Below are 26,428 nucleotides of genomic sequence, written 5' to 3' on the forward strand. Positions count from 1 at the left end.
TCAGGCGAAATAATCTTGGAGTGGCCGTACTTCCAGCGATCCGGCCTTGAGCGCTGCAATTGCCTCAGCAACTGCATCGGCGCCGGATAAGGTGGTATAATAAGGTACTTTTTGCATCAACGTAGCGCGGCGTAGCGACTTAGAGTCCGATATAGCCTTGGCGCTGTCTGTCGTGTTGAATACCAATTGCACCTGCCGGTTACGGATGGCGTCTTCAACATGCGGACGCCCTTCCTGCACTTTGTTGATTTTCTGTGCAGCAACACCGTTTTCGCCAAGGAATCGGGCAGTGCCCCCTGTAGCCAAAATCTTGAATCCAAGCTCCGCAAGCCGCTTTACCGGCGCAAGAATGCGCTGCTTGTCTTCGTCGCGTACAGATACGAACAACGTACCATCACGCGGCAGATCAACACCCGCGCCCAGCTGTGCCTTTGCAAAGGCTAGAGCATAGTCATAATCGAGACCCATGACTTCGCCGGTCGAGCGCATTTCAGGCCCGAGCAATGTATCGACGCCGGGAAAACGAGCGAAGGGGAACACGGCTTCCTTGACTGCGATATGTTTGCGGCCATTGGTCGATGGTCTGCCGCCATAATGAGCCAACGCCTGTTCGAGAGTTTCGCCTGCCATAATGCGCGCGGCAACTTTGGCAATCGGTGTGCCGATAGTCTTGGCAACGAAGGGCACAGTACGCGAAGCGCGTGGATTGACTTCGAGAACGTATATCGTGCCATCCTTGATAGCATACTGCACATTCATCAATCCAACCACATTGAGCGATTTGGCGAGAGCTGCAGTTTCTTTCTCAAGATCAGCCACGGTTTCCGCCGAGAGTGAGTGAACAGGCAGTGAGCAGGCGCTATCTCCGGAATGGATGCCAGCCTCTTCAATGTGTTCCATGATGCCGGAAATCCACGTGTCCTTGCCGTCGCAAAGGCAATCGACGTCAACCTCGATAGCTTCCGTCAGATAACGATCAAACAGCAGCGGATTCTTGCCAAGCAGCGTATTGATCTGGCCGGTCTTGTCGTTCGGATACTTCTGCTTGATGTCCTCGGGTACGAGTTCAGGAACCGTATCGAGCAAGTAAGCCTGTAGCCCGCGCTCATCATGGATGATCTGCATTGCCCGACCGCCCAGAACATAGGAAGGGCGCACAACGAGTGGGAAGCCAAGCTCACCGGCAATGGTACGGGCCTGTTCGACGGAATAGGCAATGCCATTTTTGGGCTGTGTCAAATCCAGTTTGATCAACAGTTTCTGGAAGCGGTCGCGATCTTCGGCGAGATCAATGGCGTCTGGCGATGTGCCGAGGATCGGAATGCCAGCCTTTTCGAGGGCGTCTGCGAGTTTCAGTGGCGTTTGTCCACCGAACTGAACAATGACACCGTGCAGCGTTCCGGCAGTTTGCTCGGCACGCAAGATTTCAAGCACGTCTTCTGCCGTGAGAGGCTCGAAATACAGACGATCCGATGTGTCGTAGTCAGTCGAGACAGTCTCTGGGTTGCAGTTGATCATGATGGCTTCATAACCAGCATCGCGCAGCGCGAAGGCAGCATGGCAGCAGCAATAATCGAACTCGATGCCTTGTCCGATACGATTGGGGCCACCGCCGAGAATGACGACCTTTTTGCGGTCCGAAATCTGGGCTTCGGAAACCAGTGCGCCAGCAAACGGAACTTCATATGTGGAATACATGTAAGCGGTTGGTGATGCGAATTCGGCAGCGCAGGTATCAATGCGCTTGAACACCGGATGCACATCAAGCTTGTGCCGCAACTTCGTCACTTCGCCTGGCTCGATTTTTGCCAGGCTGGCGAGACGCGCATCAGAAAAGCCCATACCTTTCAAGGCGCGCAGGTTTTGTGCATCTTTGGGAAGACCATGCTCACGCACACGCTCTTCCGTGGCAATAATCTCGGCCATCTGTTCAAGGAACCAAGGGTCAATTTTGCAGCCTTCATGAACTTCTTCGACAGTTAGTCCAAGACGCAATGCCTGCCCGACCATCCGCAAGCGATCAGGGGTGGGAGTGCCGATAGCAGCCCGAATGGCGTTATTGTCATTACCCTCGCCAATGCCGGGGATGGTAATTTCATCAAGCCCTGTAAGGCCGGTTTCCAGTCCGCGTAGCGCTTTTTGCAACGATTCCTTGAATGTGCGACCGATAGCCATGACTTCGCCGACGGACTTCATTGCTGTCGTTAGAGTAGGCTCTGCACCGGGAAACTTCTCAAAGGCAAAGCGAGGGATTTTGGTGACGACGTAATCGATGGACGGCTCGAACGAGGCTGGTGTGGCACCGCCCGTGATGTCGTTGTCGAGTTCGTCCAGTGTGTAGCCAACGGCGAGCTTGGCTGCGATTTTGGCAATGGGGAAGCCGGTGGCTTTCGATGCTAATGCAGAAGAGCGAGACACACGCGGGTTCATTTCGATGACGATCAGGCGGCCATTCTCAGGGTTAACGGCGAACTGCACGTTCGAGCCGCCGGTTTCAACACCGATCTCGCGCAGCACCGCAATCGATGCGTTGCGCATGATCTGGTATTCTTTATCCGTCAGCGTAAGAGCCGGGGCGACAGTGATGGAATCGCCTGTATGAACACCCATTGGATCGATGTTCTCAATGGAGCAGATGATGATGCAATTGTCCGCCTTGTCGCGCACGACTTCCATCTCATATTCTTTCCAGCCAAGCACGGATTCTTCAATCAGCACTTCGGTGGTTGGCGAAGCATCAAGGCCGCTGCCGATGATCTCGTAAAATTCTGTCCGGTTATAAGCGATACCACCGCCTGTGCCGCCCATGGTGAAGGAGGGACGAATGATGGCAGGCAGACCAACGTGGTCCAACGCAGCACCAGCCATGCCAAGCGCATGGGAGACATAGCGCTGCTTGCGGTCGCCTTCACCAAGCTGCCATTCGGTTTCCAGCTTGTCCAAGGCGGCATCAAGTTCCGCACCGGAGTATTTGGCCTTTACAGCCTCGCGCTGTTCCTGATGCAATTTACGATCAAGGTCTTTCACTTCCGTGGCATTTGCCAGCATGGATTTAGGCGTTTCAAGACCAATCTTGGCCATGGCCTCGCGGAACAATGCGCGGTCTTCCGCCTTGTCGATTGCTTCAGCATTGGCACCGATCATCTCGACATTGTACCGATCGAGGACACCCATGCGGCGGAGCGACAGAGCTGTATTAAGTGCAGTCTGGCCGCCCATGGTAGGCAGCAATGCATCAGGGCGTTCCTTGGCGATGATCTTCGCAACGACTTCCGGCGTGATAGGCTCGATGTAAGTTGCGTCCGCCAATTCCGGGTCAGTCATGATCGTTGCCGGATTGGAGTTGACGAGAATGACGCGGTAGCCTTCCTCTTTCAATGCTTTACACGCTTGGGTGCCGGAATAATCGAACTCGCATGCCTGACCGATAATGATCGGGCCAGCGCCGATAATCAGAATAGATTTGATGTCGGTGCGTTTTGGCATGTTCGGTTCCTTATTAGCGGTCTGCACAAAAAACCGCACGGTTTTACCGTACGGGCAGCTACTTGAATTCAAATGCGAGGCTAAGGCTGCCTTATAGGCAAACGTTCTACAAAACGAAAGCCTATAAATGCAGTAATGGGAAAAAGGTCGTTTGGTGCAAATGAACCGATTGCAAATTATAAAGAACTATCGCGAATTAGAGTTTGGGTCTTTGACCGGTGCTTGATGGCAAGCCATCTCACACCGACGATCTTCAACATTTGTTGATTGGCGCCTACCCTGCCACTGCATAGCAATCAAATAATTCTCCAATTGAAGCAGTTCTTGATCAGCACTAACCGAGGGAGCAATTCCAATAGACTTTGTATTTTCCTTGCCTAAGAAACTTGGCTCATTGTCACTTCCATATCCGACAGAAAAGGCAAAAGAGGTAAGAGAAAGGACTGCAAACGTGGATAAAAATGTTATTGATATTGATTTTGTCATAATGATCCTTTGGTCCAAAAGTTATTATAAAAATTAACAATTCTAACTAGATTATTATGACAGCAGTTTGTTTTTTGACAAGGTGATGCAACTTAATTCAAAGATATTTCGTTTGCTCATTAGCCCAGATAAAATTGCATGGATTCACGCTTAAACTGAGCTATGTTATCTTGCCTGCCTAGGTGAGAGAATTGGCGTTTGGAGGCCAGAGTATGGACTTAAGAAATACCCCTGAGTCGGAAAACGTAGAGGACCTGCGTGGTCAACGTGGCACGTCTTTTGGTGGAGGAAGACTAGTGCGAGGCGGCGGAGGACTTAGCCTTGGCTCCATCGCCATCATATTCGTAGTTTGTTGGTTACTAGGTATCAATCCACTTACATTTCTAGCCGGCGGAGATTTAGGAGGGCAAACTAATTCGAATACAGTATCAAATGTTGATACTGCTTCCAATGATGATGCGAAGATTTTTGCTTCTAAAGTTCTCACCGAAACGGAGACAGTCTGGACAGGGATTTTTAGCGCTGACGGACAAGCTTATCCTGCTCCGACTATGACATTATTTCGCGACCAGGTTCGCTCTGCCTGTGGCTTTGCAAGCGCTGCATCAGGGCCGTTTTACTGCCCCGGCGACAGGAAGCTATATATCGATCTTAGCTTCTATGACGAACTGGATCAGAAGTTCGGTGCATCAGGCGATTTTGCGCAGGCCTATGTGCTGGCGCATGAGGTCGGCCACCATGTGCAAAATCTTATCGGAGTGCTGCCGAAGTTCAACCAGATGCGCCAGAACATGAGCGAGGCCGAGGCCAATGCCATGTCCGTGCGGGTTGAACTGCAGGCAGATTGCTTTGCCGGTATCTGGGGACATTTCACCCAGCAGAAGGGCATTCTTGATGTGGGCGATCTGGACGAGGCATTGAACGCGGCGCAGCAAATCGGCGATGATACGATGCAGCGCAAGACCCAAGGGTATGTCGTTCCAGAAAGCTTCAACCATGGCACGTCTGCACAGCGCAGCAAATGGTTCAAACGTGGTTTTGATAGCGGCAAACTTGCAGACTGCGATACCTTCAGCGGTAATATCTAGTGACGCAAGGGATGCGCTAAACCGCATCCCTTCTGCTTTCCGCGGTCTGACCCAATGCATAAGCAACGGCGGCTTGCGAGTGTATTGTCGTTGAGTCGTAAACCGGCAATGCGAGGTTATCATTCGTAAGCGAGAGGCAAATCTCGGTGCAGCCCAGAATAACGCTGTCTGCACCTGCTTCTTTCCCGCGGAAGACAATTTTTTCCAGCGCGTGGCGTGACTCATCTTTGACAATGCCGCAGCAGAGTTCATCGAAAATAACCGAGTGAACTTTGGCACGATCAATTTCGTTGGGCACAGCCAGTTCGATCTGGAATTCCTTGCGCAGATAGTCTGCGTAGAAGCTGTGCTCCATTGTATAGCGTGTTGCCAGCAGGAGCGGGCGTTTCTTGCCAGCACCGAACAGAACGCGCCCCGTTTCGTGACGGATATCAATAAGCGGAATATTAACGGAAGCGGCAACCTCATCGGCAACGAGATGCATGGTGTTCGTGCAGATCAAAACGCAATCGGCTCCAGCAGCCTCAAGGCGGCGGGCGGCGTCGGACAGAAGTGCTGCGGCCTCATTCCAGCGATTGCTCTTCTGCAGGGCCACCACTTCGGAGAAATCCAGCGATTGAAGAGCGATTTTAGCTGATGAGAGGCCACCGAGCTGAGTGCGCACTTTTTCGTTGATCTGGCGATAATAAATTGCAGTGCTTTCCCAGCTCATTCCGCCGATCAGTCCGATAGTGCGCATTGTATATCCCTCATTTCGTTGGCTGGATAATAGAGAATGTGGCGCACAATGTGTTCGCATAGTTTGCAGAATTCATTTGTGATAGAGCAAAAATAGAGCGTATATTTCTATTAAGGCGCTGAAAATTTGTTTGGAATGTAGATGATAGACGATCGTGACCGCAAGATTCTGGATATGCTGCAAGAAAACGCTTCCATGAGCGTTTCAGATTTGGCCGATAAGGTCAGTCTGTCTATATCGGCATGTTCGCGGCGAATTCAGCATTTGGAGGAGGACGGGTATATCAAGCGGCGTGTAGCGCTGCTGGATCGACCACTCGCAGGATTGCCTACTACAATGTTTGTCATAGTCCGTACGGCCCGTCATTCCGCAGAATGGCTCGAGCAATTTCGTGCTGCAATCAACGATATTCCCGAAATCGTCGAAGTTCACCGCATGACTGGCACCATCGACTATATATTAAAGCTCGTTTTGCCCCGCGTCGAAGCCTATGATGAAATCTACAAAACGCTGGTCGAGAAGGTCGAGTTTTTCGACATCTCCGCATCGGTCTCGATGGAGACGCTGAAAGCGACTACAGCTATTCCTACTCACTACGCGAAATAGGTTTGGCGGCGGAAATAGGCCGCTTGGTCCAATTTATTATGATGTTCCCGTGTTTGCGGTCTTAACCGTACCCGGATCATCAATCACGTTCAGCGGTGTGCCGTATCTGCCGGGCGCATTGGTTGAGATGTCCAGCGGCTAGGCTATCAACTGCTTTTCCATCCGCGTCATGGCGCGTTCGAACAGGGCAGGGTTGTCGAGTGCCCGTGCTATCACCAAAGCTCCCTGAATGGCGATAACTGCTTCTTCCGCAAGGCCGGTGGCTGCCTCAGCATTATGCCCCAGTTTCTGCAAAGCATGGCTTAATGCGGTTATCCATGCAGCGAAGTAGTCATTGATCTGAGAGGCAAAGCGGTCGCGTACATTATCGAGAGCAAAAGCGCCCACGAGGCAGATACGGCGGCCCGAATTGAAATAATCGGTTACAGCGCGGCAGGTTGACCGGATGGCAAATGCGGGATTTTCCGATTCACGCAAGGGCCGGTAAATCTTTTCTTCAAACCAGTTGTCGATTTCAGTCAGAACAGCCTGCGCCATTTCGGCTTTTCCACCGGGAAAGAAGTGATAAAGACTGCCTTTTCCAAGCCCAGTCCTTTCGGTGATCACTGAAAGACTCGCGCCTTCAAAGCCATGTTCCCGGAAAATCTCCGCAAGCACAGGGATAATGTCAGAACGCTCGGCAATCGTTTTGGCCATGTGATTTACAATCCGAGATCCGACAATTCCGGGTGGTCCGCAGGGCGTGGTCCGGTCTGGTCCCAAAAGAACTTCCGCTCGGACTCTTTGATTGGAAGGTCATTGATGGAAGCAAAGCGCTTATGCATGAGGCCGTTTTGATCGAACTCCCAGTTTTCATTGCCATAGGCACGAAACCAGTTGCCTGAATCATCGTGATACTCATAGGCGAACCGCACTGCGATCCGATTTTCTGAAAAGGCCCAGAGCTCCTTTATAAGGCGGTATTCAAGCTCTCGATTCCATTTTGCCTGCAGAAAAGCGATGATTTCAGCGCGGCCACGCAAAAATGTTGATCTGTTCCGCCAATATGAATCCTGCGTGTAAGCCAGTGCCACGCGTTCTGCATTGCGGCCGTTCCAGCCGTCTTCAGCAGCGCGAACCTTCTGTATGGCAGTTTCCCGCGTGAAAGGTGGAAGGGGTGGGCGTTGTTCAGACATGCAATTTCTCCAAATTGTACCAATCAGTAAAGACTGTTCCAATAGGTACAAAACTACTATCGCTTGTCAATCAAATATCAGGCATGTCGTTGTCTTATGATCGGGATTCAGACTAAAACAATGGCGCTAGCCATTCACAGGAAATTCACATGCCGTATGAAAAGCGTATCGCACTAGGTTATAACGATATCAGCCTCTCCCGACTGGTTCTCGGCGCATGGCGTCTCCTGAGTGGCCCTGACAGGCCAGATGCCGACAACGTAGCCAAGTTGATCGACGGGGCAATCGATATCGGCATGACAAGTTTTGACCATGCAGATATTTACGGAAATTACGGCGTGGAAGAAGTTTTTGGCGCTGGACTGAAGCGCTGGGGTGGCAAGCGCGATGCGATTGAACTGATTACCAAGTGCGACATCATGCTGACGACCGATGCTCGCCCAACGAACCGTGTGAAGCACTACGATACAAGTGCGGCGCATATACAGACTTCCGTGGAACGCTCGCTAAAAAATCTGAGTACCGATTACATCGATGTGCTGCTTATCCATCGTCCCGATCCCTTGATGGATGCGGACGATACCGCACGCGGACTCGAAGATGCGGTCAAAGCGGGAAAGGTGCGGGCTGTCGGCGTTTCAAACTTCCTACCTTGGCAGTTTGATCTGCTGGCATCAAGATTGCCATTTCCACTGGTTACCAACCAGATTGAACTATCGACCATGTTTGTCGCGCCATTAACGGACGGCAGTCTTGATCACGCACAGCGACTGAATTACTCGCCGATGATCTGGTCACCTCTCGGCGGCGGCAGCCTTTTTACAGGTGAGGGTGCTCAGGAAGTGCGCGTGCGCAAAGCTTTGAGTGAAGTCGCGGCAGAACTGGGCAATGCAGATATTTCGGCGGTCGCCATTGCTTGGCTGCTACGCCACCCTGCCAAGCTTATCCCCGTTCTTGGAAGTCTGAAAATTGATCGACTGAAGACCATGGCGACCGCTCTCGATATCGAGCTTGATCGCCAGCAGTGGTTCGCAATCCTAAAGGCTAGTACAGGGCAAGACGTCGCCTAGGCGTGATCACGCTCGGACAAAAGCTCCATGCCTTTCTTCTGGCGGATCAAATTGAAGAACCGGCGGAAGAGATAGTGGGAATCCTGAGGGCCCGGAGATGCTTCCGGGTGATGTTGAACTGAAAATACGGGGCGGCCAGTAACGCGCAGACCGCAATTGCTGCCGTCGAATAGCGAGACGTGCGTTTCTTCGACACCATCAGGGAAGGACGCAGCGTCAACGGCAAAGCCGTGATTCATCGAGACAATCTCAACCTTGCCTGTGGTGTCATCGCGTACCGGATGATTTGCCCCATGATGACCCTGATGCATCTTCTTGGTGTCGCCACCGAGCGCCAAGGCCAGCATTTGATGCCCGAGACAGATGCCAAACACAGGAATATCAGTCTCGATCAACTCTTTGATTGCAGGAACAGCATACTTGCCGGTTGCGGCAGGATCTCCCGGGCCGTTAGACAGGAAAATTCCGTCGGGCTCGTAGGCCAGCACATCTTCTGCGGTCGCTGTCGCGGGAAGAATAGTAATTTTTGCACCAAGGCCAGCAATGAGACGCAGGATGTTACGCTTGATCCCGTAGTCAATGGCGACCACGTGGAACTCGGGTGCGGATTGTTCAGCGAACCCTTCATTCCATACCCATGGCTTTTCAGTCCAGACTGAGCTTTGTCCGGACGTAACGTCCTTTGCAAGGTCGAGGTTGAGCAGGCCGTGCCATGCAGCAGCGCGTGCCTTCAGAGCCGGAACATCAAATTTGCCATCCGGATCATGGGCGATAACTGCATTTGGCATCCCCTTTTCGCGGATAAGTGCCGTCAAGGCTCGCGTGTCTACACCCGCAAGAGCGATGACGCCGCGCGCTTTCAACCAGGCGTCCAGATGATCTGCCGAGCGATAGCTTGAAGGAGAAGTGATATCGGCTTTGAACACCGCGCCGACCGCGCCAGCCCGATTTGCCGGAGTCAAATCTTCGATGTCTTCCTTGTTCGCACCGACATTACCGATATGCGGGAAAGTGAATGTGACGATCTGGCCGGCATATGAAGGGTCGGTCAGAATTTCTTCATATCCTGTAAGAGCCGTGTTGAAACAGACTTCCGCTTCGCAAATACCTGAAGCGCCAAGGCCCTTGCCCTCAATCACGGTGCCGTCTGCCAATACCAGCAAAGCTGTAGGCTTAATTTCGGACCAACCCGCAGTCTTGGCTTGCGTACCTGCTTCTATCGATGTGGCGGTCATGCGGTACTCCTGAAATGGGCCTGCGTCGCAGAAAAACGAGGGGCATTGAAAAATGCCCGCAAATATTCCATATGACGTGGCTGAGCGCGATGGTTGATAATCACCCACCGCAGCAACAATAAAAATGTCTGGCTAAGTCCCAGTCCATAAACAAAGCAACGCCTCCGGTCAATTGCAAGACGAGCACTTGGTGGTAATTCATGTCGTGGATGACATGGCGCCATTGTTGATTTCGTTCGAAGCCATGACTAGTGTGCGTACATAACAGGAGAATACGGCCATGCGCGATATAATCGCCGGGGCACTGAATACAGCTATTAAATCTCAGGATAAACGCCGCGTTTCAACGCTGCGCCTGATCATGGCAGCAATCAAGGATCGTGACATCGTAAACCGCGGTATCGGGAAAGACCCGGTCAGCGGCGATGAAATCAGCATGATTCTGGCCAAGATGATCAAGCAGCGCGAAGAATCAGCCAAGATTTATGAAGAAGGCAACCGACTGGAATTGGCAGAGCAGGAGCGTGAGGAAATCGAGATCATTCGCGATTTCATGCCGAAACAGTTCTGTGAGTCGGACATTCGTAGTGCCTGTACACAGGTTATCGGCGAAATCGGAGCCGGTGGTCTGCGCGACATGGGTAAGTGCATGAACGCCCTTAAAGAAAAATATGCCGGGCAGATGGACTTCAGCAAGGCCAGCGGTATCGTCAAAGAGATACTACAGTAACAAGCTTGCTTATGCCTGCACTGAAAGTGAGGCCCAGATTGTCAGGCGGTTTTACTTGCCTACGATACTGGGCCGCTTGTTATTAGCTTCTCTGAAAAATGTTTAACGCTTTAACATGCGACTCATGCAGGGGAATTTCTTGCAAAGTGCGGAGACTGGTTGAAGAACTCGATCACGAGTTCTGTGAGAATCCGTATCTTACGCGCAGGATGCTGACCAGGTGGGCGAACGACATATGTACCTGCTGGAGGCGGTGGATAGCGTGTCATGATTGGCACGAGCGCACCGGAGACCACATGTTCATGGGTAAGGCAGTCCGGTAAATAAGCAATTCCGAGCCCGGCTGTCGCAGCGGCGACCAGGGCTACGCCGTTGTCGGCCTTAAAGCGTCCCTGTGGTCGAACCGTAATAATCTTGTCGCCATCCATGAGTTGCCAGACTTCGGTGCCCTGCATGAGAGCTTGATGGGCGACTATGTCCTCCGGCATCTCAGGCGACCCATAAGCCTTGATATAGTCCGGACTCGCAACAAGCTTCCCATAGACCGGGCCGACGCGTCTTGCGATCAAATTGGAATCCTGAAGATAACCCACCCGTATCGCGCAATCATAACCCTCCGTGATCAGATCAACGACGCGATCACTGTAACAGGTATGGATGTGTATCTGGGGGTGGCGTCGTGCCATTTCAGCTAACACCGGAGCGAAGTGAGTCGGACCGAAAGAAAGCGGTGCGGCAACTCGCAAGCGGCCACGAAGATCACCGGCGGGCAGGATCGTTTCCTTGGCTAAGTCAATCTCAGCGTAAACTCTTGCTGCATAATCCCGGAAAGTGGCCCCGGCTTCTGTAAGAGCAGCCCCGCGGGTCGTTCGTGCAAGAAGCTGGACGCCAAGTTCCGATTCAAGCCTGAAAAGCCGACGACTGACGATCGACTTGGAAACCCCGAGCCGGAGCGCAGCGGACGATATGCCCCCCGCATCTGCAACCTCTACGAATGTCCTCAGCTCTTCAATTTCCAATTCAGCGTTCCCTATTCCGCGACACAGCTTACCACAAGGGGACACTACCGCATCACACTTGGGAACGGCAATGTCTCATTAGGCGATGTCGCTGCTGGCGCATGTCTCTTGGAAAAATCAATGCCACTCACAATGGCAACAAAGGATGTAATAATGACGTTTCGTAATGGTCTTGCTTCTCTTCTCCGCCCCGAAGACTCAGTCCTCGTTCTGATTGACCACCAGCCATACCAGCTTACTAACCTCAACAGCCACGACCCGCAGATGGTGGTCAACAACTCGACGGCTTTGGCCAAGGCCGCCAAAGCCTTTGGTGTCCCCACCATTCTGACGAGTGTGATAGCGGATCGCGGCGGTCTCATTTTCCCGCAAATCACCGATGTGTTCCCGGATCAGGAGGTGATCGACCGGACGTTCATCAATACCTGGGAGGATCAGAAAGTGGTTGATACGGTCAAGGCGACGGGCCGCAAGCAGCTGATTATTGCCGGACTGTGGACCGAGATTTGTGTCGCGATGCCGGTGATCCAGGCCCTCGGCGAAGGCTGGGATGTGACTGTGATTACCGACGCTTCTGGAGGAACTTCGGTCGAGGCCCATGAGGTTGCCATACAGCGCATGATCGCGGCGGGCGCGAACATGATGACTTGGTTGGCTTTAGCGTCCGAATGGCAGCGCGACTGGGCTAGAACCGAGCATGCTGCTGAGTTGACGGACGTGCTCAAGTATCATGCCGCTGGTAGCGGCATCGCGTACCTGTGGGAACAGCAGTTGCTTAACACTCCAGTTGGGAATTAACGCAGAACAATTGAAGGGCGATGACGGGAAGTTTGATAGATACGGCGGGGGAAAACCCGACTGCTTATCGAGCCCCGTAGCGTTGATATTCGACCAGCAGGCGCAGGCGTCAAGTATAACTGTCGCAAGAAGGGTATGCACCTATTTGCATAGCTATTATGCATATTTGACGGTAGCAAAAATTTTAGGCTTTGCTATCTTGAACTCGTTGGGCTCTTTCCTCCCAGATATCCCAACGCCGAATGTACTGCACCTCCTCCCGCGGTACATTTACAATCAGGACCGCTGCACCTCCTCCCGCAGCGGTCCTTTTTTGTTTCAGCCCTTGTCGGCTTCGGGTTTGTCTGACTGAAGGCTGGTCACGACCCTCTTCAAATGCACGACTTCCCGCTCGCATAGCTCGTCGATTTTCTGGTGCAGCAGTTCGATCTTTTCATGGAGAAGTTCGATTTCGAGTTCCGCCTTGATGTTGATCTTATAATCGTTGGCAGCCTCTTTCCGATCTATGTCCTGCTGCCGGTTCTGGCTCATCATGATGAATGGCGCAGCGTAGGCCGCCTGAAAAGACAGGGCGAGATTCAGGAGAATAAAAGGGTAGGGGTCCCATTCCCGTACGTAGGCGGTAACATTCAGTACGATCCAGAAAAATAGTATCGTGGTCTGGATGATGATAAAGCTCCACGAACCCATGGTTGCTGCGACAGCATCCGCTATCACTTGACCACGTGTCAGTTCGCCATCCATTTGCGCCAGTTTGTGGGTTCTTATCCTGCGGCGAACATCGCGTAGATGATGGAGCAGTTTTCGTTCGGTATCATGAAGGCCGCTCGTTACTTGATCAGTCTCGGTCATCGATTGTCTCCATGCCCGCGCCAATATGTTTGCTCATATTAATACCCGTCACATGAAATCCACAGTTATCGTAGAGTTTTTTCGCGCGCGGGTTGTTAGCGGCAACGCGTAGTTTGATCTGTTGAACTCCCGATTTAGCCGCTTCTTCTTCGAGCAGCCTCATGGCTTCTTTGCCATATCCTTTTCCCTGCTCCCTTGGGAAAACATAAAAGTCATAGATGAACAGTTCGCTCTTTTCTACATTGGTTCGATACCAAAGATAGCCAAGCAAATGTTCAACGCCTATTTGGAAATCAATAATACAGGTCAGGCTATGCCCCACCGTATTTACTCCTTGTGGCAAATCCTGCTCGATTTCGCTGATTGCGCGGTTTTTTGCAGCTGCCGCCTCAAGATTATAATTGACCGCAATCTCGATTGCGTAATCGGGGATAAAATAATCCAAAAAATCCGGATACTCATCCGCGCGCATTGCTCTAAGCACAAGCATTCAAAGTGTCCTTTTCATAGCTAAATCCATATGCCGGCAAGCAGATGGAACCGAAGTGACCGGCCGGCGTTTATGGTTAATAAAAATGGAGGCTGATATGAAAGAACATAGCTGGTCTACAATTATCGGAATACTTGCAGGCCTTTCAATAGGTGCGGGCATCGGCGAAACCGTAATGGGCAACATGGTGCTGGGGCTTTTGATCGGCTCTGCGATGGGAGCCTTTATCGGTTCCAATAGCCATATCCATCGCAATTATTGATCGATCAACACCAGCTCAGCTGTGCAATGCGCGCAGACGGGTGGTGTTCAATAGGCCTTGTTCTTCGAGGACAGGGTAGGCCATTGATGCCAGAAGCGAGTTGATCTGCTTCAGGTCGCGTATCGTATCGAGATGAATAGAGCTGGTCTCAAGGCTGCGAACCGTACCCTCACGCAACCTGCTGAAATGCCGCTGACTGCTCTGCTTCTCAAGATCGCGAAGATAGTCCTTTTCCAAAACCAGCTGATGCGCAGTTTCCCGGTCGCGGGACACCAGTACGTTGAAAGCCATGCGGGCATTCACCAGTACTTTAGCGTGGAAGTTGCTGAGTTCGAGCCAGCCTTCATCGGTGAATTTCAGCTTGCGATCCATTTTCTTCTGAACCAGCGCAAGCATGTTGCGGACAATAATGTCACCAACCTGTTCAAGCTTCACGCATGCGCCAAGAAGTTCTTGCGCACGTGCAACTTCAAAATCGGTCAGTTTCTTGGTTGTCAATTTGGCCAGATAAAGCTTGATGGCAGCATGTTTGCGATCAACCTTGTCGTCGAGCATCGATAGTTCGTTGATGCGATCCTGCTCAGGATTTTCGTAAAGCCCGATAACACCGCGAAGCATAATTTCGACAGTCTCGCAAACCCGCACAGTTTCCCGTGTCGCATTGGCCAATGCGAGGCTTGGCGTATCTAGAACGCTTTCATCCAGTGCGCTAAGTTCGGATTGAACGAGTGACGGAGCCTTTTCAGTTGGCACGTTCAGGGCGACCACGGCTTTGGTAATGCGAAGGACAAGCCCGGAAAGCGGTACGCCTGCCAACAAAATGATGACATTGAACAGAATGTGTCCGTTGATGACCTGATCGGCTGGCGAAGAGCCAAGGAAAGCAACCGATGGCTTGAACGTCATGAAAAGAATGAGGATCAAGATTGAGCCTGCGCCGCGCATCAACAAATTGCCCATCGGTACAATACGGGCCTGAGGCGCTGCAGAGCGGGTGAGGAGAGGGGCAATGAATGATGAACCAAGATTTACGCCGAAGATCATCACGATCCCGAGTTCTGGCTGGATAAGGCCTCGCGAGGCAAACGTCACCAGCAGAAGCACGGCGGCAATGCTGGAATGGAACAGCCACGTCATGATTGCTGCAAGCAGGAATGCCGTAACCGGATCGGTATTGAGATATCCAACTATGACGGGTAGCAGATCGCTATTCCGCAAAGGCTCTGTAGCCTGACCGGTCATCTCCAGCGACAGCACCAGAAGGCCGATCCCGACTAGAATGCGGCCAATTTGCCGCCAGTTGCTGCGCTCCGTGGACATGAAAATTACAGTGCCAGCGACAAGGCAGAGCGGCACCAGCAGGGTCAGATCAAAGCTGAGAATTTTTACGACAAGCGCCGAGCCAACCTCGGCACCGCGAACTGCCATCAACCCGGCAATGCCGCTGACTATCCCCGAGCCGACAAATGACCCGACAAGCAGGCTGACTGCTGTAGAACTCTGCAAAGCTATCGAGAGCATCAGGCCCCAGAGAACAGCCAGAACAGGATTATGCAGGACCCCGCGAAGGCTTTGGCGCATGCGCTCACCATAGGCGCGCTCGACGCCTGTTCGAACCATGCGTGTTGCCCAAAGCAGGAGCGCGACTGCGCCTGCCAAATGCAACAAAATTGCGGAACCGTTCACTTGCTACAATCCTGACTTGTTGGGAGAACCCGGAATAGCAACCACGTTAGTTTGATTGCAATTTATTAATATAAGATATCATTCAAAAAGCGAAAAAAATATGTTCCGGCTAAGAATAAATGTGTCGTTTTTGGCATAAATCATTGGGTTGTGGATAATTCGGGTGTGAGATTTTGATAATTCGCCGGCTTTGTAAAAAATCAAAGCCCTTCAGCCCTGTTCACATCGTATGAGTCGGGGATGACGAGCTTGAAGGTCTTTCATAGCGACCTTATTTAAGGCACAATAGGTAAGGACCCGAGACCTATTTTCTCTACAGTCCGTAACATGCAGCAGCGCCAGAATTTTAGAACGAATAGTCAAATGCGATTTCCGCCATCTTTTCTCGACGAGATCAGAGAGCGTGTGCCGATCTCCAGCGTGATCGGGACGCGTGTTTCGTTTGATCGCAAGAAGACCAACGCACCGAAAGGTGATTTTTGGGCCTGCTGTCCGTTTCATGGCGAAAAATCGCCCAGCTTTCACTGTGAGGATCGCAAAGGGCGATATCACTGTTTCGGTTGCGGCGTCACAGGAGATCATTTCCGGTTTCTGACTGAGCTTGAGGGGCTGAGTTTTCCTGAAGCGGTTCAACGCGTTGCGGATATGGCAGGTGTTCCTATGCCGGCACGCGATGCCGAAATGGAAATCCGCGAGGCGAAGCGTGCGACGCTTTACGATGTCATGGAAATGGCAACGAAGTTCTTTGAGGATCAGTTGCAGGCGGCAGGTGGTGCGAAAGCGCGGGCCTATTTGAGAGATCGCGGCTTGAGCGCTGCAACACAGCACTCCTACCGTCTTGGCTACGCTCCTGAAAGCCGTAATGCCCTTAAAGAGCATCTCGCCAGCAAAGGCGCGACGAAAGACCAGATCGAAGCTTGCGGACTGGTCGTCTATGGCGACGACAAGCCGGTTTCCTTTGATCGCTTTCGTGACCGGATCATGTTTCCGATCGAGGATTTGCGGGGACGCATCATTGCTTTTGGCGGGCGGGCGCTAGCTCCCAATGCCATCGCGAAGTACATGAACTCCAATGAGACCGAGCTTTTCCACAAAGGCAAGATTCTCTTCAATGCATTGCGTGCCAGAAGGGCGGCACAACCCCAAGCTGGTCAACCTGCAAAAGCGGTAATTGCGGTTGAAGGCTATATGGATGTGATAGCTTTGGCACAGGCGGGATTTGCCCAAGCAGTTGCACCGCTTGGTACAGCATTAACTGAAGATCAACTTGATCTGCTTTGGCGGATGTCACCGGAGCCTGTGCTTTGTTTTGATGGTGATAACGCAGGCATAAAGGCAGCCTATCGGGCGATTGATCTAGCATTGCCGGTTTTGAAGCCCGGCTATTCGCTGCGGTTTGCTGTACTGCCGGAAGGCAAGGACCCGGACGATCTCGTCAAGTCATCGGGGCCCCAGGCGTTTCAGGATGTGCTCAACGATGCGCGGCCTTTGGCCGATATGCTGTGGACGCGGGAGACATCAAGTGGTGTATTCGATACACCAGAGCGCCGTGCCGAACTGGAAGCACGTCTTAAACAGATGACCGGGCTTATCGCCGATGAGAACGTCCGGCGGCACTACGGGCAGGATGTGCGCGAGCGTATCCAGCAGTTATTTGGTTCAGGTCAGCGTGGAAACGACCGGCGGAACAATGGAGAGCGGGGCAATAATCAAAATGGTTATGGCCAAAACGGATATGGTCAACGTGGGAAGGGCGCAGCAAGTGGGCGACTTGCCGTAAGTGCTACCTTGACACAATCGGCATTGGGCGGCCGGTCATCCTCAAAGCTTCCCGCTAGGGAAACTGCAATTTTAATGGCCCTGTTCAATCATCCTCGTTTAATTGAAGACGACTTTGAAACCGTTGTCGATCTTGAATTGGATCATCCGGATTTGAAGCGTTTTCATACGGCAATGCTTGATGCTATGGCTGAGCATCATGTCGCTAACGGCGCTGAAATGCGCAAAGTGATCGCTGAGCAGGGACTAGCTACCTTGGTTGAAGCGCTTGAAGCTGTTATTCGACGTAATCGTGAGTGGTTTGCGTCCGCCGAGGCTGCAGAAGAAGATGCCAGAGAAGCTTTGCGACAGGCCATCCACTTGCATCAGCGCGCCCGCGCACTACATAAAGAACTGGAATTAGCTCGGGTGGCATTGGGTGCAGATGCGACCGAAGAAAACTTTAACAGGTTACTCGATATACAGAACGATATCCGTAACGCGCAGGCTACGGAGGCGTTGATCGAAGGGTTCGGAATCCCCTCTGGACGCTCCGCAAAGGGTTTTTGACCGAATTGATTCGCTTTTTTGACCCGAATCAGTTGAGTCGGGGTTGACGTGGGTTAATAATGACGGAATCAGATTGCGCAGAATTGTAGATATTGCGTTGATGTTTGTAGGTTTATCAGAAATACCGGCAAATTCGACAGATATGCAGTGTGCTCGCCACCGGAATAACAAGGTTAATCCGCCATTAACAGGATTTCGGCTAGTCGATCATTTACTACCTTGATGATGTAGGGGAACCGGTGCGCTGCCGCACTCGTTGTCCTCCTGCATGAAAAAAGCGAACATCGCTTGGAGATATAGAATATGGCAACGAAGGCAAAGGAAAATGAGGAAGTAGAAGTCGAGCGCGAAGGCGCGCCGGACGGACCGCTTCTCGACCTTTCCGATGACGCTGTCAAGAAGATGATCAAGCTCGCGAAGAAGCGCGGCTATGTGACGATGGACGAACTCAATGCAGTTCTGCCATCAGAAGAGGTCACTTCAGAACAGATCGAAGACACAATGGCGATGCTCAGCGATATGGGCATCAATGTTGTTGAAGATGACGAGCAGGACGCGGACGCCGAAGAGGCTGACAACAGCGCCGACGACGAGAGCGATGCTAGAGAACTCGCCGAGTCTACTGGTACTGCGGTTGCTCCGACTGTCACCAAGAAAGAACCAACTGACCGTACAGATGATCCTGTCCGCATGTACTTGCGTGAGATGGGAACTGTGGAGCTATTGTCGCGTGAAGGCGAAATCGCCATCGCCAAGCGTATTGAGGCTGGTCGCGAGACCATGATCTCAGGCTTGTGCGAAAGCCCGCTGACATTCCAGGCGATTATTATCTGGCGTGAAGCGTTGAATGAATCGCAGATTCTTCTGCGTGAGATTATCGATCTCGAAACGACATATGCCGGCCCGGAAGCAAAGCAGGCACCGGTAATCGAGCGTGTCGAAGAAGAAAAGCCAGCGCCTGGAAATGATCGTTCGCGCAGTCGACGTGACGACGACGACATTACAAATGTTGGCGGCGACACGCAGGTTGAAGAGGATGATGACGAGGACGATGAGGCTAACCTGTCGCTTGCAGCGATGGAGGCTGAACTGCGTCCGCAGGTCATGGAAACGCTCGACGTCATTGCCGACACATACAAAAAGCTGCGCAAGCTTCAGGATCAGCAGGTCGAAAACCGTCTTGCTGCGTCCGGTTCTCTTTCACCAAGCCAGGAGCGCCGTTACAAGGAACTCAAGGATCAGCTTATCAAGGCAGTGAAATCGCTGTCGCTGAACCAGAACCGTATTGAAGCGCTGGTTGCTCAGCTTTACGACATCAACAAGCGCCTCGTTCAGAACGAAGGACGCTTGCTGCGTCTTGCAGAGTCCTATGGCGTACGTCGCGAAGATTTCCTGAAGGAATATCAGGGCAACGAACTTGATCCGAACTGGCTGAAAGCCGTTTCCAACCTGACAACACGCGGCTGGAAAGAGTTCACCAAGAACGAAAAAGAGACGATCAAGAATCTGCGCACCGAAATTCAGAACATGGCGCAGGAAACTGCGATTTCCATCTCTGAATTTCGCCGGATCGTCAATCAGGTGCAGAAGGGCGAGCGCGAAGCCGCCCTTGCCAAGAAGGAAATGGTTGAGGCAAATCTGCGTCTCGTTATTTCCATTGCCAAGAAGTACACCAACCGCGGGTTGCAGTTCCTCGATCTCATCCAGGAAGGCAATATCGGCCTGATGAAAGCGGTCGATAAGTTTGAATATCGTCGCGGTTATAAATTCTCGACTTACGCGACATGGTGGATTCGTCAGGCGATCACCCGTTCTATTGCCGATCAGGCTCGTACAATCCGTATTCCGGTGCACATGATCGAAACGATCAACAAGATTGTTCGGACATCGCGCCAGATGCTGCATGAGATTGGACGTGAGCCGACGCCGGAAGAACTGGCTGAAAAACTCGCCATGCCACTGGAAAAGGTTCGCAAGGTCCTGAAGATTGCCAAGGAGCCGATCTCGCTCGAAACGCCAGTTGGTGACGAGGAAGATTCGCATCTTGGTGATTTCATCGAGGACAAGAATGCGCTTCTACCTATCGATGCTGCGATCCAGGCTAACTTGCGCGATACGACAACACGGGTGCTTGCATCGCTAACGCCGCGTGAAGAACGCGTGCTGCGTATGCGTTTTGGTATCGGCATGAACACCGATCACACGCTTGAAGAAGTTGGCCAGCAGTTCTCGGTTACTCGCGAGCGTATTCGCCAGATTGAAGCCAAGGCGTTGCGCAAGCTCAAGCATCCGAGTCGCTCGCGCAAGCTGCGCAGCTTCCTCGACAGCTAAGCGAAACATATTTGTTGAAAATGAAAAACGGGATGGGTGAAAACCCATCCCGTTTTTCTTTGCAAGTTCGATACCGCTAAGCTTTCAGCCCTTGGCAACTGGCGATCTACATAAATAGAAAGCCCACTAATGCCGGGCTGTCTATTTAAAGCGATGGCTCATTTGATTTCTTGTCACCCTTATCTTTGGCCATAAGCTTGTCGATATATGCAAGGAACAAGGCGGAGAATACAAAGGCGAGGTGGATGATTGTAAACCACATCAGCTGTTCGTTGCTGTACTGCGTCAGGTTCAAGAATATCTGCAACAGGTGAATTGAAGAAATAGCGACGATAGTCGATGCAACTTTGATCTTGAGCGAGCCGGCATCGATTGTACCGAGCCAATGGACCTCGTCCGCCTGATCAAATCTCGACACGAAATTCTCATAGCCCGAAATAATGACCATGACGACAAGGCTGGCAACAAGCGCAGCATCAATAAGGCTCAACATTTTCAGGATCGTGTCGGTTTCGTTGAGAATCATGACCTTTGAGACGAAATCGACAAGCTTACCGGCGAACGAAAAGGCATAAATCGCCAGCGCAATGGCCAACCCCAGATAAAAGACGACCAAAAGCCAGCGCGAAGCAAGGATGATGTTTTCGATAAAGATTTCTATGCGTTTCATTTACTCGGTCCGGTGCAAGGATAGTTTCAAGCAACAAATAGCGACCATACGCGCGAACTCAAGCGATAATCGCAAAAAAACCCGGGTCTTGACCCGGGTTTTCGTGTTGTCGGAGGTGGTTACTTATTGCTCGCCAGAGGCGCGACCAGCGGCGTGATCCTGCGTATTGCAACACGGCGGTTCTGTTGTTCAGGCCCGTCAGACTTGATCTTCAGATAACTCTCGCCATAACCTTGCGTAGCCATGTTTTCCGGCGGGATGTCGAAGACATTGGTTAGGGCCTGCGCCACTGACTCCGCCCGTTTATCCGAGAGAACGAGATTGGCCTGATCGGAACCCACTGCATCCGTATGGCCTTCGATAAGGAAGGTTTCGGCGGGATTCTTCTTCAAAGTCTGAGCCATGGCTTTGGCAACACTCTCTATACGCGTGATCTGGTCTTCACCAATCTCGGCAGAACCGAACGGGAAAGTGATCGTATCGAGATCGACGCGGCGCACCTTGTCGCGAATACGGGCAGAACGCTTTACCTCGTCCACTGAATAGAGACGTTCGACACGTTCAACTGGCGGTTGAGCAAAGAACTCATAGACATCCTCTTCCGGCGCTTCTTCCGCATCCATGATGTATTCGCGTACAGGGATAGTCAGACGTAATGGTGGAAGGTCGTCGCCCGGATCGCGCCATTCAACCCGCTCTTCGCGATCATAGTCAGGTGCATAGCTAAGCACGACCTCGCGTCCGTCTGGCATTACGCGTGAGCGCTGGATTACATCGCCATAACGATTGCGGACGGTGATGATCTGGACGCCGTTGTCACGTACAATAGTCTCACGCGTACGGTTTCTGGGCAGATCTTCGTAATAGACATCCTGCGCATCGCGGGACATGCGCGGGCGATCCGAACTCTCAACGAAGACATTATTGTTTACTTCGACGATAGTGCGGTTATCGAACTGCTTGATGACCTGCACGTCATCCGGACGCTCATCGCGCCTGCGCTCCTTGGTGCGAGTGCCTTTTTCAGTCCGCACGGGCTCGATCTTGACCGGTGCAAGTTCCTGCTGAACGTCGGCATCAGTTTTTGGCGGTGCGACCGGCGGCGTTGCGGGAGCTTCCGCTGACGGTTGTTCAACCGGGCCCTTTCCAGTTACCTGATCTCTCTTGCCACCACGGCCTTTCCCCTCGCGTCCGCCCTTAACAGGCTTGTCGCTGTCCAGGACAGGGGCTGCATTTTCCGGAAGCGGCGAGGCTTCCTGCTGTTCAGGCTTGGCAGTTTCCGCAGGTGCTGCTGTGGTGCCGTCGGCAGGTTTGGTTTCCTGATCCGGCTGTGCGGGCTTTGCCTCTTGTGCCGGAGCTTCCGTTTCTCCGGACTTGGGCTGGTTCGGCACTGCGGCAGGTTTCGGCGCTTGTTCACCTGCTTGAGGCGCAGTTTCCTTGGTCGGAGTTTCCTTTACAGCTTTGTCGGCTGCTTTCTTGGCGTCTTCAGCAGCTTTTTCAGATTGCTTGTCCGCAGCCTTTTGAGCGCGGTCGGTTTTCTTGCGAGCTTCTTCTTCTGCTGATTTTTGAGCCTCTGCGGCTTTATCGGTCTCTTCTTGAGCAGCCTTTTTAGCGTTCTCAGCCTCTTTGGCAGTCTCTGCTTCTGTCGCTTTGGCTGCTTCAGCTTCGTCTGTCGCTTTTTTGCGCGCAGCTTCGCCTACCGCTTTCTGCTCCTCAGCCGCTTTATCAGCTTCGGCTTGGGCGTCACGCTTAGCTTGCTTCGCGTCTTCGGCAGCCTGCTTCCGTGCTGCCTCAGCGCCTGCAGCTTCCTCTGCAGCTTTTTGTTTTGCCTCGGCTTCTACAGCCTTTTGTTCTTCTGCAGCTTTGTCGGATTCTGCTTGAGCGTCGCGTTGGGCTTGCTTTGCTTTTGCAGCAGCTTCTGCCTCAGCATCACGAGCGCCTTGGTCGGCTTGTTCCTTAGCCTGCTCGGCCGCCTGCTTCTGGGATTCGGCTGCAGCGTCAGACTCTTCCACTGCTCGCTGCTTGGCGTCGTCTACCTGTTCTTCAACTGGTTTCTTGACAGGTTCTTCTGCGGCTTCAGCTTCCGGTTCCTGGCTTTCAGCTTGGGCAAGCAGCATTTGAGGCACGTTGGTATTCGATGAAATATATGGCCGATTCAAAGCTGGTTGCTCCGCCATCGCGTGAGGCGAAGAGAAGAGAATAGCCGTCGAGGCGAAAAAAAGTGCTGTCCGTTTCATGTCCATCCCTGTCTCGCATTTCAAAAGCCTGAAACACGTCAAATGTTTATGATCGCAACCTGTTCCCATTTTATGGCAACCTCTTGTCGGGCGATCATCGTTCTGGCCGGTCGTGGAGACCGAATCCGATGATGCAGGATTGCAGGAGCGGCCTGTATCCGATGTGAAGAGCCTGTTCATCCTGCGTTCATGGGTGAGACATCAAGGCAATGGACGGGATGTTATGAGCGTTGTATTTGAGCGCATGCCTAGCGAACCATTCTGGAAAACCAAGACACTTGATGAGCTTAACCGCTCTGAATGGGAAAGCCTGTGCGATGGCTGCGGCCGTTGCTGCCTGCACAAGCTTGAGGATGAAGATACGGAAGAAATCTATTTTACAACTGTAGCATGCACATTGCTTGATGCCGGAACATGTCAATGTTCAGATTACGTTGGCAGGAAAAAGAAAGTTCCTGATTGCGTATTCCTGACGCCAGAAATTGTAAGAAGTGTTGATTGGCTTCCCGAAACCTGTGGTTATCGGCTGATAGATGAAGGCCAGGATCTTTATTGGTGGCATCCGCTGGTTTCCGGCTCGGGCGATACCGTTCACGAGGCTGGAATCTCGGTGCGTGGGCAAGTCACGGCTTTCGATCATGATTTGAAATCCGATGAAGATTATTTTGAGCACATGATCAAGGTGCCGAGCAATTGAGCAATGCCGGTAACAAAAAGGGCGCCCTGGAGCGCCCTTAACTTTAAAGAACGATGATTCTCAGTTCTTCAGTTCGAATGTCACATTCACTGAAACATTATACGTATTCTCGCCAGCGGCCACAGGAACCGAGTCAGCAGCCATTGCCATCATCTTGCCTTGCGCCATTGGCATGGGGCGAGGATTGTACGACTGCTCACTGATCTCCACGACCTTGCCAAGTTCAACACCGGCGGCTGCGCTTAGCGTCTTGGCTTTTGAGATAGCACTTGCAACAGCCTTCTTGCGTGCTTCTTCGAGGATTGCCTCTGGCTTGTCATTGGTAAACGTGAGATTGCCGCCTTGATTGACGCCAAGTGATACTGACTGATCCAGAATTTCACCAACCTTCTTCAGATCACGTACACGGACGGAGAGTGAGTTGGACACGGCATAGCCAACGATCTTCGGGGCTTCAGGAGGCTGCTTGCCATCCTTGTTTTCGGGATAGACGTAACGCGGTTCGATGTTGAATCCGGAAGTCTGAAGATCGCGGTCAGCAATGCCAGCTTTCTTCATTCCATCGAGAACCTTCGCCATGGATTCGTTATTGGCGGTCAGTGCTTCGCGTGCTGTTGGCTTTTCTTCCAACACAACAAGCGAAACAATCGCTGTATCAGGCGCTACTGCAGCTTCACCTTCACCTGTGACAATGATGCGCGGGCGCGGAGTTTCGTCCGCAAAAGCAGCAAAAGGAACGGCCATCATCGCAGTTGTAGCAAAGGCAAGGGTCAGGATTTTTGATGTCATGGATATCTCCCCAAATGACGTGAAGCTGCTGACTCGCAGGTCATTATGGGTGGATTAGGGCAAAAAGTAAAAAATCTCGCAGCACTTTAAATATGCATCTAAAAGCGTTGTCCGGCGTTCCTGAACAGCAAAGGAGTGCATTATGATGGCCGAGAAATCCAAAAACAGCGCTGTTCAAGAAGAAAGCCAGAAAAAACCCGCAAGAACTCCGATTGAAACTCAGGACTGGGATGAAGTCGGAGCTGCCGAAGTGCAGGCAGATGATGATTTGGCGATTTTAGGCGGGCGACAGCTGGAATCCGAAGATGCCGGTGATTTGTCCGAGGACGATGATGACAATCCCTATCAGGAAAGTGATGAGGCATTGCCGGACGATGAGGAAGAGGCGGAGATCGCTTTCGACCCAGAGCGGGAAGGGCACCGCTTCGGCGACTGAGCCAACCGGATTTATGAGCAAATAAGCGCCCCTTTTTAGCGGGCGCTTTTCTTTTGCGTACACACTGAACGTATGCACATAGGTCTTGACTAAGATACAAATGTTCATTACTCGATAAGGTAATTGCAGTGGCGCCTTTTCGGGGCGTTGGCCGCGTAAATGGACAATCATTCAAGGAGCGCCGAGATGGCTTCCGCCAGAACGTCGAATGCCAAACTCAAGGACGACGGCAGCAACTTTCCGTTCGCATTTCGGCACTACACGCCAGAGCAATTGAAGGAAGCCTTGCGTAAAATGTATCTGATCCGCCGGTTCGAGGAAGGCGCTGAGGAGTCTTATACGCGCGGGCTTATTCACGGCACAATGCATCTTTCCATCGGCCAAGAGGCCAGCGCTGTCGGTATATCTCTGCCGCTCGCTGAAGATGACATGATTACTTCTACTCATCGCGGGCATGGTCATTGCATTGCCAAGGGTGCAGATGTTTCGAGGATGTTTGCCGAGTTTTTCGGCAAGGAAACAGGTTACTGCAAAGGCCGGGGTGGCTCGATGCATATTGCCGACGTCTCCAAAGGCAATCTTGGCGCAAATGGCATTGTGGGCGGAGGCATTCCAATTGCCGTTGGTGCAGCGCTGTCTGCCAAAAAGCAGAAAAATGGCAAGGTCGTTATTTCCTATTTCGGTGATGGCGCGAACAATGAAGGCGCCTTTCACGAGGCGCTTAATATGGCGGCTGTATGGAAGCTACCAGTTGTCTTCGTTTGTGAGAATAATGGATATGGCATGTCTACTTCGACAGCGCGTTCAACTGCTGTCGCCAATGTAGCCGACCGTGCAGCAGCCTATAATATGCCCGGCGTGATTGTTGACGGCAACAACCTCTCAGATGTCGCGGAGGCCTCGCATGATGCCGTGGAGCGTGCTCGGCGCGGAGAAGGGCCGACGCTGATCGAGTGCAAGACTTACCGCCATCGCGGGCACTCAAAAAGTGATCGTAACCGCTACCGTACAAAAGAGGAAATCGAAGATTGGATCAGTAATCGCGACCCTATCCATCTTTTTGAGGATCAGCTGAAAGAATTTGGTTTTCTTGACGACGCTCAGATCACTGTTCTTCGCGACAGTGTGGAGACGGAGATTGCAGAAGCAATCAATTTTGCCAAGGACAGTCCATCGCCTGACCTGAATAATCTGACGCGCGACGTTTATACGGACTGA

General features: G+C 52.1%; 23 protein-coding genes. 11 read left to right on the top strand and 12 right to left on the bottom strand.

The window, feature by feature from the left end:
* Window positions 1-3,486: a carbamoyl-phosphate synthase large subunit gene (carB, locus tag ABKW30_RS12910; RefSeq protein WP_348599334.1), complete on the bottom strand. Its 3,486-nt coding sequence runs from the start codon at window positions 3,484-3,486 to the stop codon at window positions 1-3.
* A gap of 698 nt (window positions 3,487-4,184) precedes the next feature.
* Here carB and ABKW30_RS12915 point away from each other — a divergent pair.
* A complete protein-coding gene (locus ABKW30_RS12915; protein ID WP_348599787.1) occupies window positions 4,185-5,060 on the top strand; it encodes a neutral zinc metallopeptidase in 876 nt (291 codons plus the stop codon).
* Between the two features lie 16 nt (window positions 5,061-5,076).
* On the opposite strand, the gene ABKW30_RS12920 is transcribed toward ABKW30_RS12915, so the two are convergent.
* Entirely contained in the window at window positions 5,077-5,799 is a 723-nt protein-coding gene (locus tag ABKW30_RS12920; RefSeq protein WP_348599335.1) for an aspartate/glutamate racemase family protein, read from the bottom strand.
* A 141-nt stretch (window positions 5,800-5,940) separates the two neighbouring features.
* On the opposite strand from ABKW30_RS12920, the gene ABKW30_RS12925 reads away from it, so the two are divergent.
* Window positions 5,941-6,405 carry an Lrp/AsnC family transcriptional regulator gene (locus tag ABKW30_RS12925; RefSeq protein ID WP_348599336.1) on the top strand — a complete coding sequence of 155 codons (465 nt, stop codon included), beginning with the start codon at window positions 5,941-5,943 and terminating at the stop codon, window positions 6,403-6,405.
* Between the two features lie 138 nt (window positions 6,406-6,543).
* On the opposite strand, the gene ABKW30_RS12930 is transcribed toward ABKW30_RS12925, so the two are convergent.
* Together ABKW30_RS12930 and ABKW30_RS12935 are read right to left on the bottom strand one after the other, a co-directional pair.
* On the bottom strand, window positions 6,544-7,101 hold the full coding sequence (locus tag ABKW30_RS12930) for a TetR/AcrR family transcriptional regulator (RefSeq protein WP_348599337.1): 558 nt from the start codon (window positions 7,099-7,101) through the stop codon (window positions 6,544-6,546).
* 5 nt (window positions 7,102-7,106) lie between these two features.
* Window positions 7,107-7,580, bottom strand: a complete 474-nt coding sequence (locus ABKW30_RS12935; protein WP_348599338.1) for a nuclear transport factor 2 family protein — start codon at window positions 7,578-7,580, stop codon at window positions 7,107-7,109.
* A gap of 149 nt (window positions 7,581-7,729) precedes the next feature.
* Between ABKW30_RS12935 and ABKW30_RS12940 the strand changes: the two genes are divergently transcribed.
* Window positions 7,730-8,650: an aldo/keto reductase gene (locus ABKW30_RS12940; protein WP_348599339.1), complete on the top strand. Its 921-nt coding sequence runs from the start codon at window positions 7,730-7,732 to the stop codon at window positions 8,648-8,650.
* On the opposite strand, the gene carA is transcribed toward ABKW30_RS12940, so the two are convergent.
* The gene (gene carA / locus ABKW30_RS12945; protein ID WP_348599340.1) at window positions 8,647-9,885 is read right to left on the bottom strand and encodes a glutamine-hydrolyzing carbamoyl-phosphate synthase small subunit; all 1,239 of its coding nucleotides are present in this window, start codon (window positions 9,883-9,885) and stop codon (window positions 8,647-8,649) included. The two genes, ABKW30_RS12940 and carA, sit on opposite strands and share 4 nt — an antisense overlap.
* Window positions 9,886-10,165: 280 nt before the next feature.
* On the opposite strand from carA, the gene ABKW30_RS12950 reads away from it, so the two are divergent.
* Window positions 10,166-10,615 carry a GatB/YqeY domain-containing protein gene (locus ABKW30_RS12950; protein WP_348599341.1) on the top strand — a complete coding sequence of 150 codons (450 nt, stop codon included), beginning with the start codon at window positions 10,166-10,168 and terminating at the stop codon, window positions 10,613-10,615.
* A 122-nt stretch (window positions 10,616-10,737) separates the two neighbouring features.
* On the opposite strand, the gene ABKW30_RS12955 is transcribed toward ABKW30_RS12950, so the two are convergent.
* The gene (locus ABKW30_RS12955; protein ID WP_348599342.1) at window positions 10,738-11,634 is read right to left on the bottom strand and encodes a LysR family transcriptional regulator; all 897 of its coding nucleotides are present in this window, start codon (window positions 11,632-11,634) and stop codon (window positions 10,738-10,740) included.
* A gap of 153 nt (window positions 11,635-11,787) precedes the next feature.
* On the opposite strand from ABKW30_RS12955, the gene ABKW30_RS12960 reads away from it, so the two are divergent.
* The gene (locus tag ABKW30_RS12960) at window positions 11,788-12,432 is read left to right on the top strand and encodes a hydrolase (protein ID WP_348599343.1); all 645 of its coding nucleotides are present in this window, start codon (window positions 11,788-11,790) and stop codon (window positions 12,430-12,432) included.
* A 318-nt stretch (window positions 12,433-12,750) separates the two neighbouring features.
* Here the strand turns inward: ABKW30_RS12960 and ABKW30_RS12965 are convergent, their stop codons facing one another.
* Both ABKW30_RS12965 and ABKW30_RS12970 read right to left on the bottom strand, forming a co-directional pair.
* A complete protein-coding gene (locus tag ABKW30_RS12965) occupies window positions 12,751-13,284 on the bottom strand; it encodes a DUF1003 domain-containing protein (protein WP_348599344.1) in 534 nt (177 codons plus the stop codon).
* Window positions 13,271-13,774: a GNAT family N-acetyltransferase gene (locus ABKW30_RS12970; protein WP_348599345.1), complete on the bottom strand. Its 504-nt coding sequence runs from the start codon at window positions 13,772-13,774 to the stop codon at window positions 13,271-13,273. The genes ABKW30_RS12965 and ABKW30_RS12970 overlap by 14 nt, the downstream gene beginning before the upstream one ends.
* Before the next feature lie 97 nt (window positions 13,775-13,871).
* Here ABKW30_RS12970 and ABKW30_RS12975 point away from each other — a divergent pair, with 97 nt between their 5' ends.
* The gene (locus ABKW30_RS12975; protein ID WP_348599346.1) at window positions 13,872-14,036 is read left to right on the top strand and encodes a hypothetical protein; all 165 of its coding nucleotides are present in this window, start codon (window positions 13,872-13,874) and stop codon (window positions 14,034-14,036) included.
* Window positions 14,037-14,051: 15 nt separating this feature from the next.
* On the opposite strand, the gene ABKW30_RS12980 is transcribed toward ABKW30_RS12975, so the two are convergent.
* Window positions 14,052-15,722, bottom strand: coding sequence for a Na/Pi cotransporter family protein (locus tag ABKW30_RS12980; RefSeq protein WP_348599347.1), 1,671 nt, complete (start codon window positions 15,720-15,722; stop codon window positions 14,052-14,054).
* 363 nt (window positions 15,723-16,085) lie between these two features.
* On the opposite strand from ABKW30_RS12980, the gene dnaG reads away from it, so the two are divergent.
* Together dnaG and rpoD are read left to right on the top strand one after the other, a co-directional pair.
* Complete coding sequence (dnaG, locus tag ABKW30_RS12985) at window positions 16,086-18,050, top strand: DNA primase (protein WP_348599348.1); 1,965 nt, start codon at window positions 16,086-16,088, stop codon at window positions 18,048-18,050.
* Window positions 18,051-18,353: 303 nt separating this feature from the next.
* Entirely contained in the window at window positions 18,354-20,381 is a 2,028-nt protein-coding gene (rpoD, locus tag ABKW30_RS12990) for an RNA polymerase sigma factor RpoD (protein ID WP_348599349.1), read from the top strand.
* A 145-nt stretch (window positions 20,382-20,526) separates the two neighbouring features.
* Here the strand turns inward: rpoD and ABKW30_RS12995 are convergent, their stop codons facing one another.
* Both ABKW30_RS12995 and ABKW30_RS13000 read right to left on the bottom strand, forming a co-directional pair.
* Window positions 20,527-21,051: a TIGR00645 family protein gene (locus tag ABKW30_RS12995; RefSeq protein ID WP_008124142.1), complete on the bottom strand. Its 525-nt coding sequence runs from the start codon at window positions 21,049-21,051 to the stop codon at window positions 20,527-20,529.
* 119 nt (window positions 21,052-21,170) lie between these two features.
* Window positions 21,171-23,288: an OmpA family protein gene (locus tag ABKW30_RS13000; RefSeq protein WP_348599350.1), complete on the bottom strand. Its 2,118-nt coding sequence runs from the start codon at window positions 23,286-23,288 to the stop codon at window positions 21,171-21,173.
* A 244-nt stretch (window positions 23,289-23,532) separates the two neighbouring features.
* Between ABKW30_RS13000 and ABKW30_RS13005 the strand changes: the two genes are divergently transcribed.
* The gene (locus ABKW30_RS13005; protein ID WP_348599788.1) at window positions 23,533-23,985 is read left to right on the top strand and encodes a YcgN family cysteine cluster protein; all 453 of its coding nucleotides are present in this window, start codon (window positions 23,533-23,535) and stop codon (window positions 23,983-23,985) included.
* Window positions 23,986-24,045: 60 nt separating this feature from the next.
* Here ABKW30_RS13005 and ABKW30_RS13010 read toward each other — a convergent pair whose 3' ends face one another.
* Window positions 24,046-24,774 (bottom strand): SIMPL domain-containing protein, encoded by a 729-nt coding sequence (locus ABKW30_RS13010; RefSeq protein WP_348599351.1) that lies wholly within the window; start codon window positions 24,772-24,774, stop codon window positions 24,046-24,048.
* A 142-nt stretch (window positions 24,775-24,916) separates the two neighbouring features.
* On the opposite strand from ABKW30_RS13010, the gene ABKW30_RS13015 reads away from it, so the two are divergent.
* Together ABKW30_RS13015 and ABKW30_RS13020 are read left to right on the top strand one after the other, a co-directional pair.
* The gene (locus ABKW30_RS13015) at window positions 24,917-25,210 is read left to right on the top strand and encodes a hypothetical protein (RefSeq protein WP_348599352.1); all 294 of its coding nucleotides are present in this window, start codon (window positions 24,917-24,919) and stop codon (window positions 25,208-25,210) included.
* Window positions 25,211-25,396: 186 nt separating this feature from the next.
* Window positions 25,397-26,428 carry a thiamine pyrophosphate-dependent dehydrogenase E1 component subunit alpha gene (locus ABKW30_RS13020; protein ID WP_348599353.1) on the top strand — a complete coding sequence of 344 codons (1,032 nt, stop codon included), beginning with the start codon at window positions 25,397-25,399 and terminating at the stop codon, window positions 26,426-26,428.

The organism is Phyllobacterium sp. SB3 (assembly GCF_040009165.1).
Lineage (GTDB): Bacteria > Pseudomonadota > Alphaproteobacteria > Rhizobiales > Rhizobiaceae > Phyllobacterium.

What these genes read in the sequence shown, in the direction of transcription:
- carA (WP_348599340.1), bottom strand. Translation starts at nt 9,885, where the DNA reads ATGACCGCCACATCGATAGAAGCAGGTACGCAAGCCAAGACTGCGGGT.
- ABKW30_RS12950 (WP_348599341.1), top strand. Translation starts at nt 10,166, where the DNA reads ATGCGCGATATAATCGCCGGGGCACTGAATACAGCTATTAAATCTCAG.
- ABKW30_RS12925 (WP_348599336.1), top strand. Translation starts at nt 5,941, where the DNA reads ATGATAGACGATCGTGACCGCAAGATTCTGGATATGCTGCAAGAAAAC.
- ABKW30_RS13005 (WP_348599788.1), top strand. Translation starts at nt 23,533, where the DNA reads ATGCCTAGCGAACCATTCTGGAAAACCAAGACACTTGATGAGCTTAAC.
- ABKW30_RS12930 (WP_348599337.1), bottom strand. Translation starts at nt 7,101, where the DNA reads ATGGCCAAAACGATTGCCGAGCGTTCTGACATTATCCCTGTGCTTGCG.
- ABKW30_RS12915 (WP_348599787.1), top strand. Translation starts at nt 4,185, where the DNA reads ATGGACTTAAGAAATACCCCTGAGTCGGAAAACGTAGAGGACCTGCGT.
- ABKW30_RS12920 (WP_348599335.1), bottom strand. Translation starts at nt 5,799, where the DNA reads ATGCGCACTATCGGACTGATCGGCGGAATGAGCTGGGAAAGCACTGCA.
- ABKW30_RS13000 (WP_348599350.1), bottom strand. Translation starts at nt 23,288, where the DNA reads ATGAAACGGACAGCACTTTTTTTCGCCTCGACGGCTATTCTCTTCTCT.
- ABKW30_RS12940 (WP_348599339.1), top strand. Translation starts at nt 7,730, where the DNA reads ATGCCGTATGAAAAGCGTATCGCACTAGGTTATAACGATATCAGCCTC.
- ABKW30_RS13010 (WP_348599351.1), bottom strand. Translation starts at nt 24,774, where the DNA reads ATGACATCAAAAATCCTGACCCTTGCCTTTGCTACAACTGCGATGATG.
- rpoD (WP_348599349.1), top strand. Translation starts at nt 18,354, where the DNA reads ATGGCAACGAAGGCAAAGGAAAATGAGGAAGTAGAAGTCGAGCGCGAA.
- ABKW30_RS12975 (WP_348599346.1), top strand. Translation starts at nt 13,872, where the DNA reads ATGAAAGAACATAGCTGGTCTACAATTATCGGAATACTTGCAGGCCTT.
- ABKW30_RS12965 (WP_348599344.1), bottom strand. Translation starts at nt 13,284, where the DNA reads ATGACCGAGACTGATCAAGTAACGAGCGGCCTTCATGATACCGAACGA.
- dnaG (WP_348599348.1), top strand. Translation starts at nt 16,086, where the DNA reads ATGCGATTTCCGCCATCTTTTCTCGACGAGATCAGAGAGCGTGTGCCG.
- carB (WP_348599334.1), bottom strand. Translation starts at nt 3,486, where the DNA reads ATGCCAAAACGCACCGACATCAAATCTATTCTGATTATCGGCGCTGGC.
- ABKW30_RS12935 (WP_348599338.1), bottom strand. Translation starts at nt 7,580, where the DNA reads ATGTCTGAACAACGCCCACCCCTTCCACCTTTCACGCGGGAAACTGCC.
- ABKW30_RS12995 (WP_008124142.1), bottom strand. Translation starts at nt 21,051, where the DNA reads ATGAAACGCATAGAAATCTTTATCGAAAACATCATCCTTGCTTCGCGC.
- ABKW30_RS12970 (WP_348599345.1), bottom strand. Translation starts at nt 13,774, where the DNA reads ATGCTTGTGCTTAGAGCAATGCGCGCGGATGAGTATCCGGATTTTTTG.
- ABKW30_RS12960 (WP_348599343.1), top strand. Translation starts at nt 11,788, where the DNA reads ATGACGTTTCGTAATGGTCTTGCTTCTCTTCTCCGCCCCGAAGACTCA.
- ABKW30_RS13020 (WP_348599353.1), top strand. Translation starts at nt 25,397, where the DNA reads ATGGCTTCCGCCAGAACGTCGAATGCCAAACTCAAGGACGACGGCAGC.
- ABKW30_RS13015 (WP_348599352.1), top strand. Translation starts at nt 24,917, where the DNA reads ATGATGGCCGAGAAATCCAAAAACAGCGCTGTTCAAGAAGAAAGCCAG.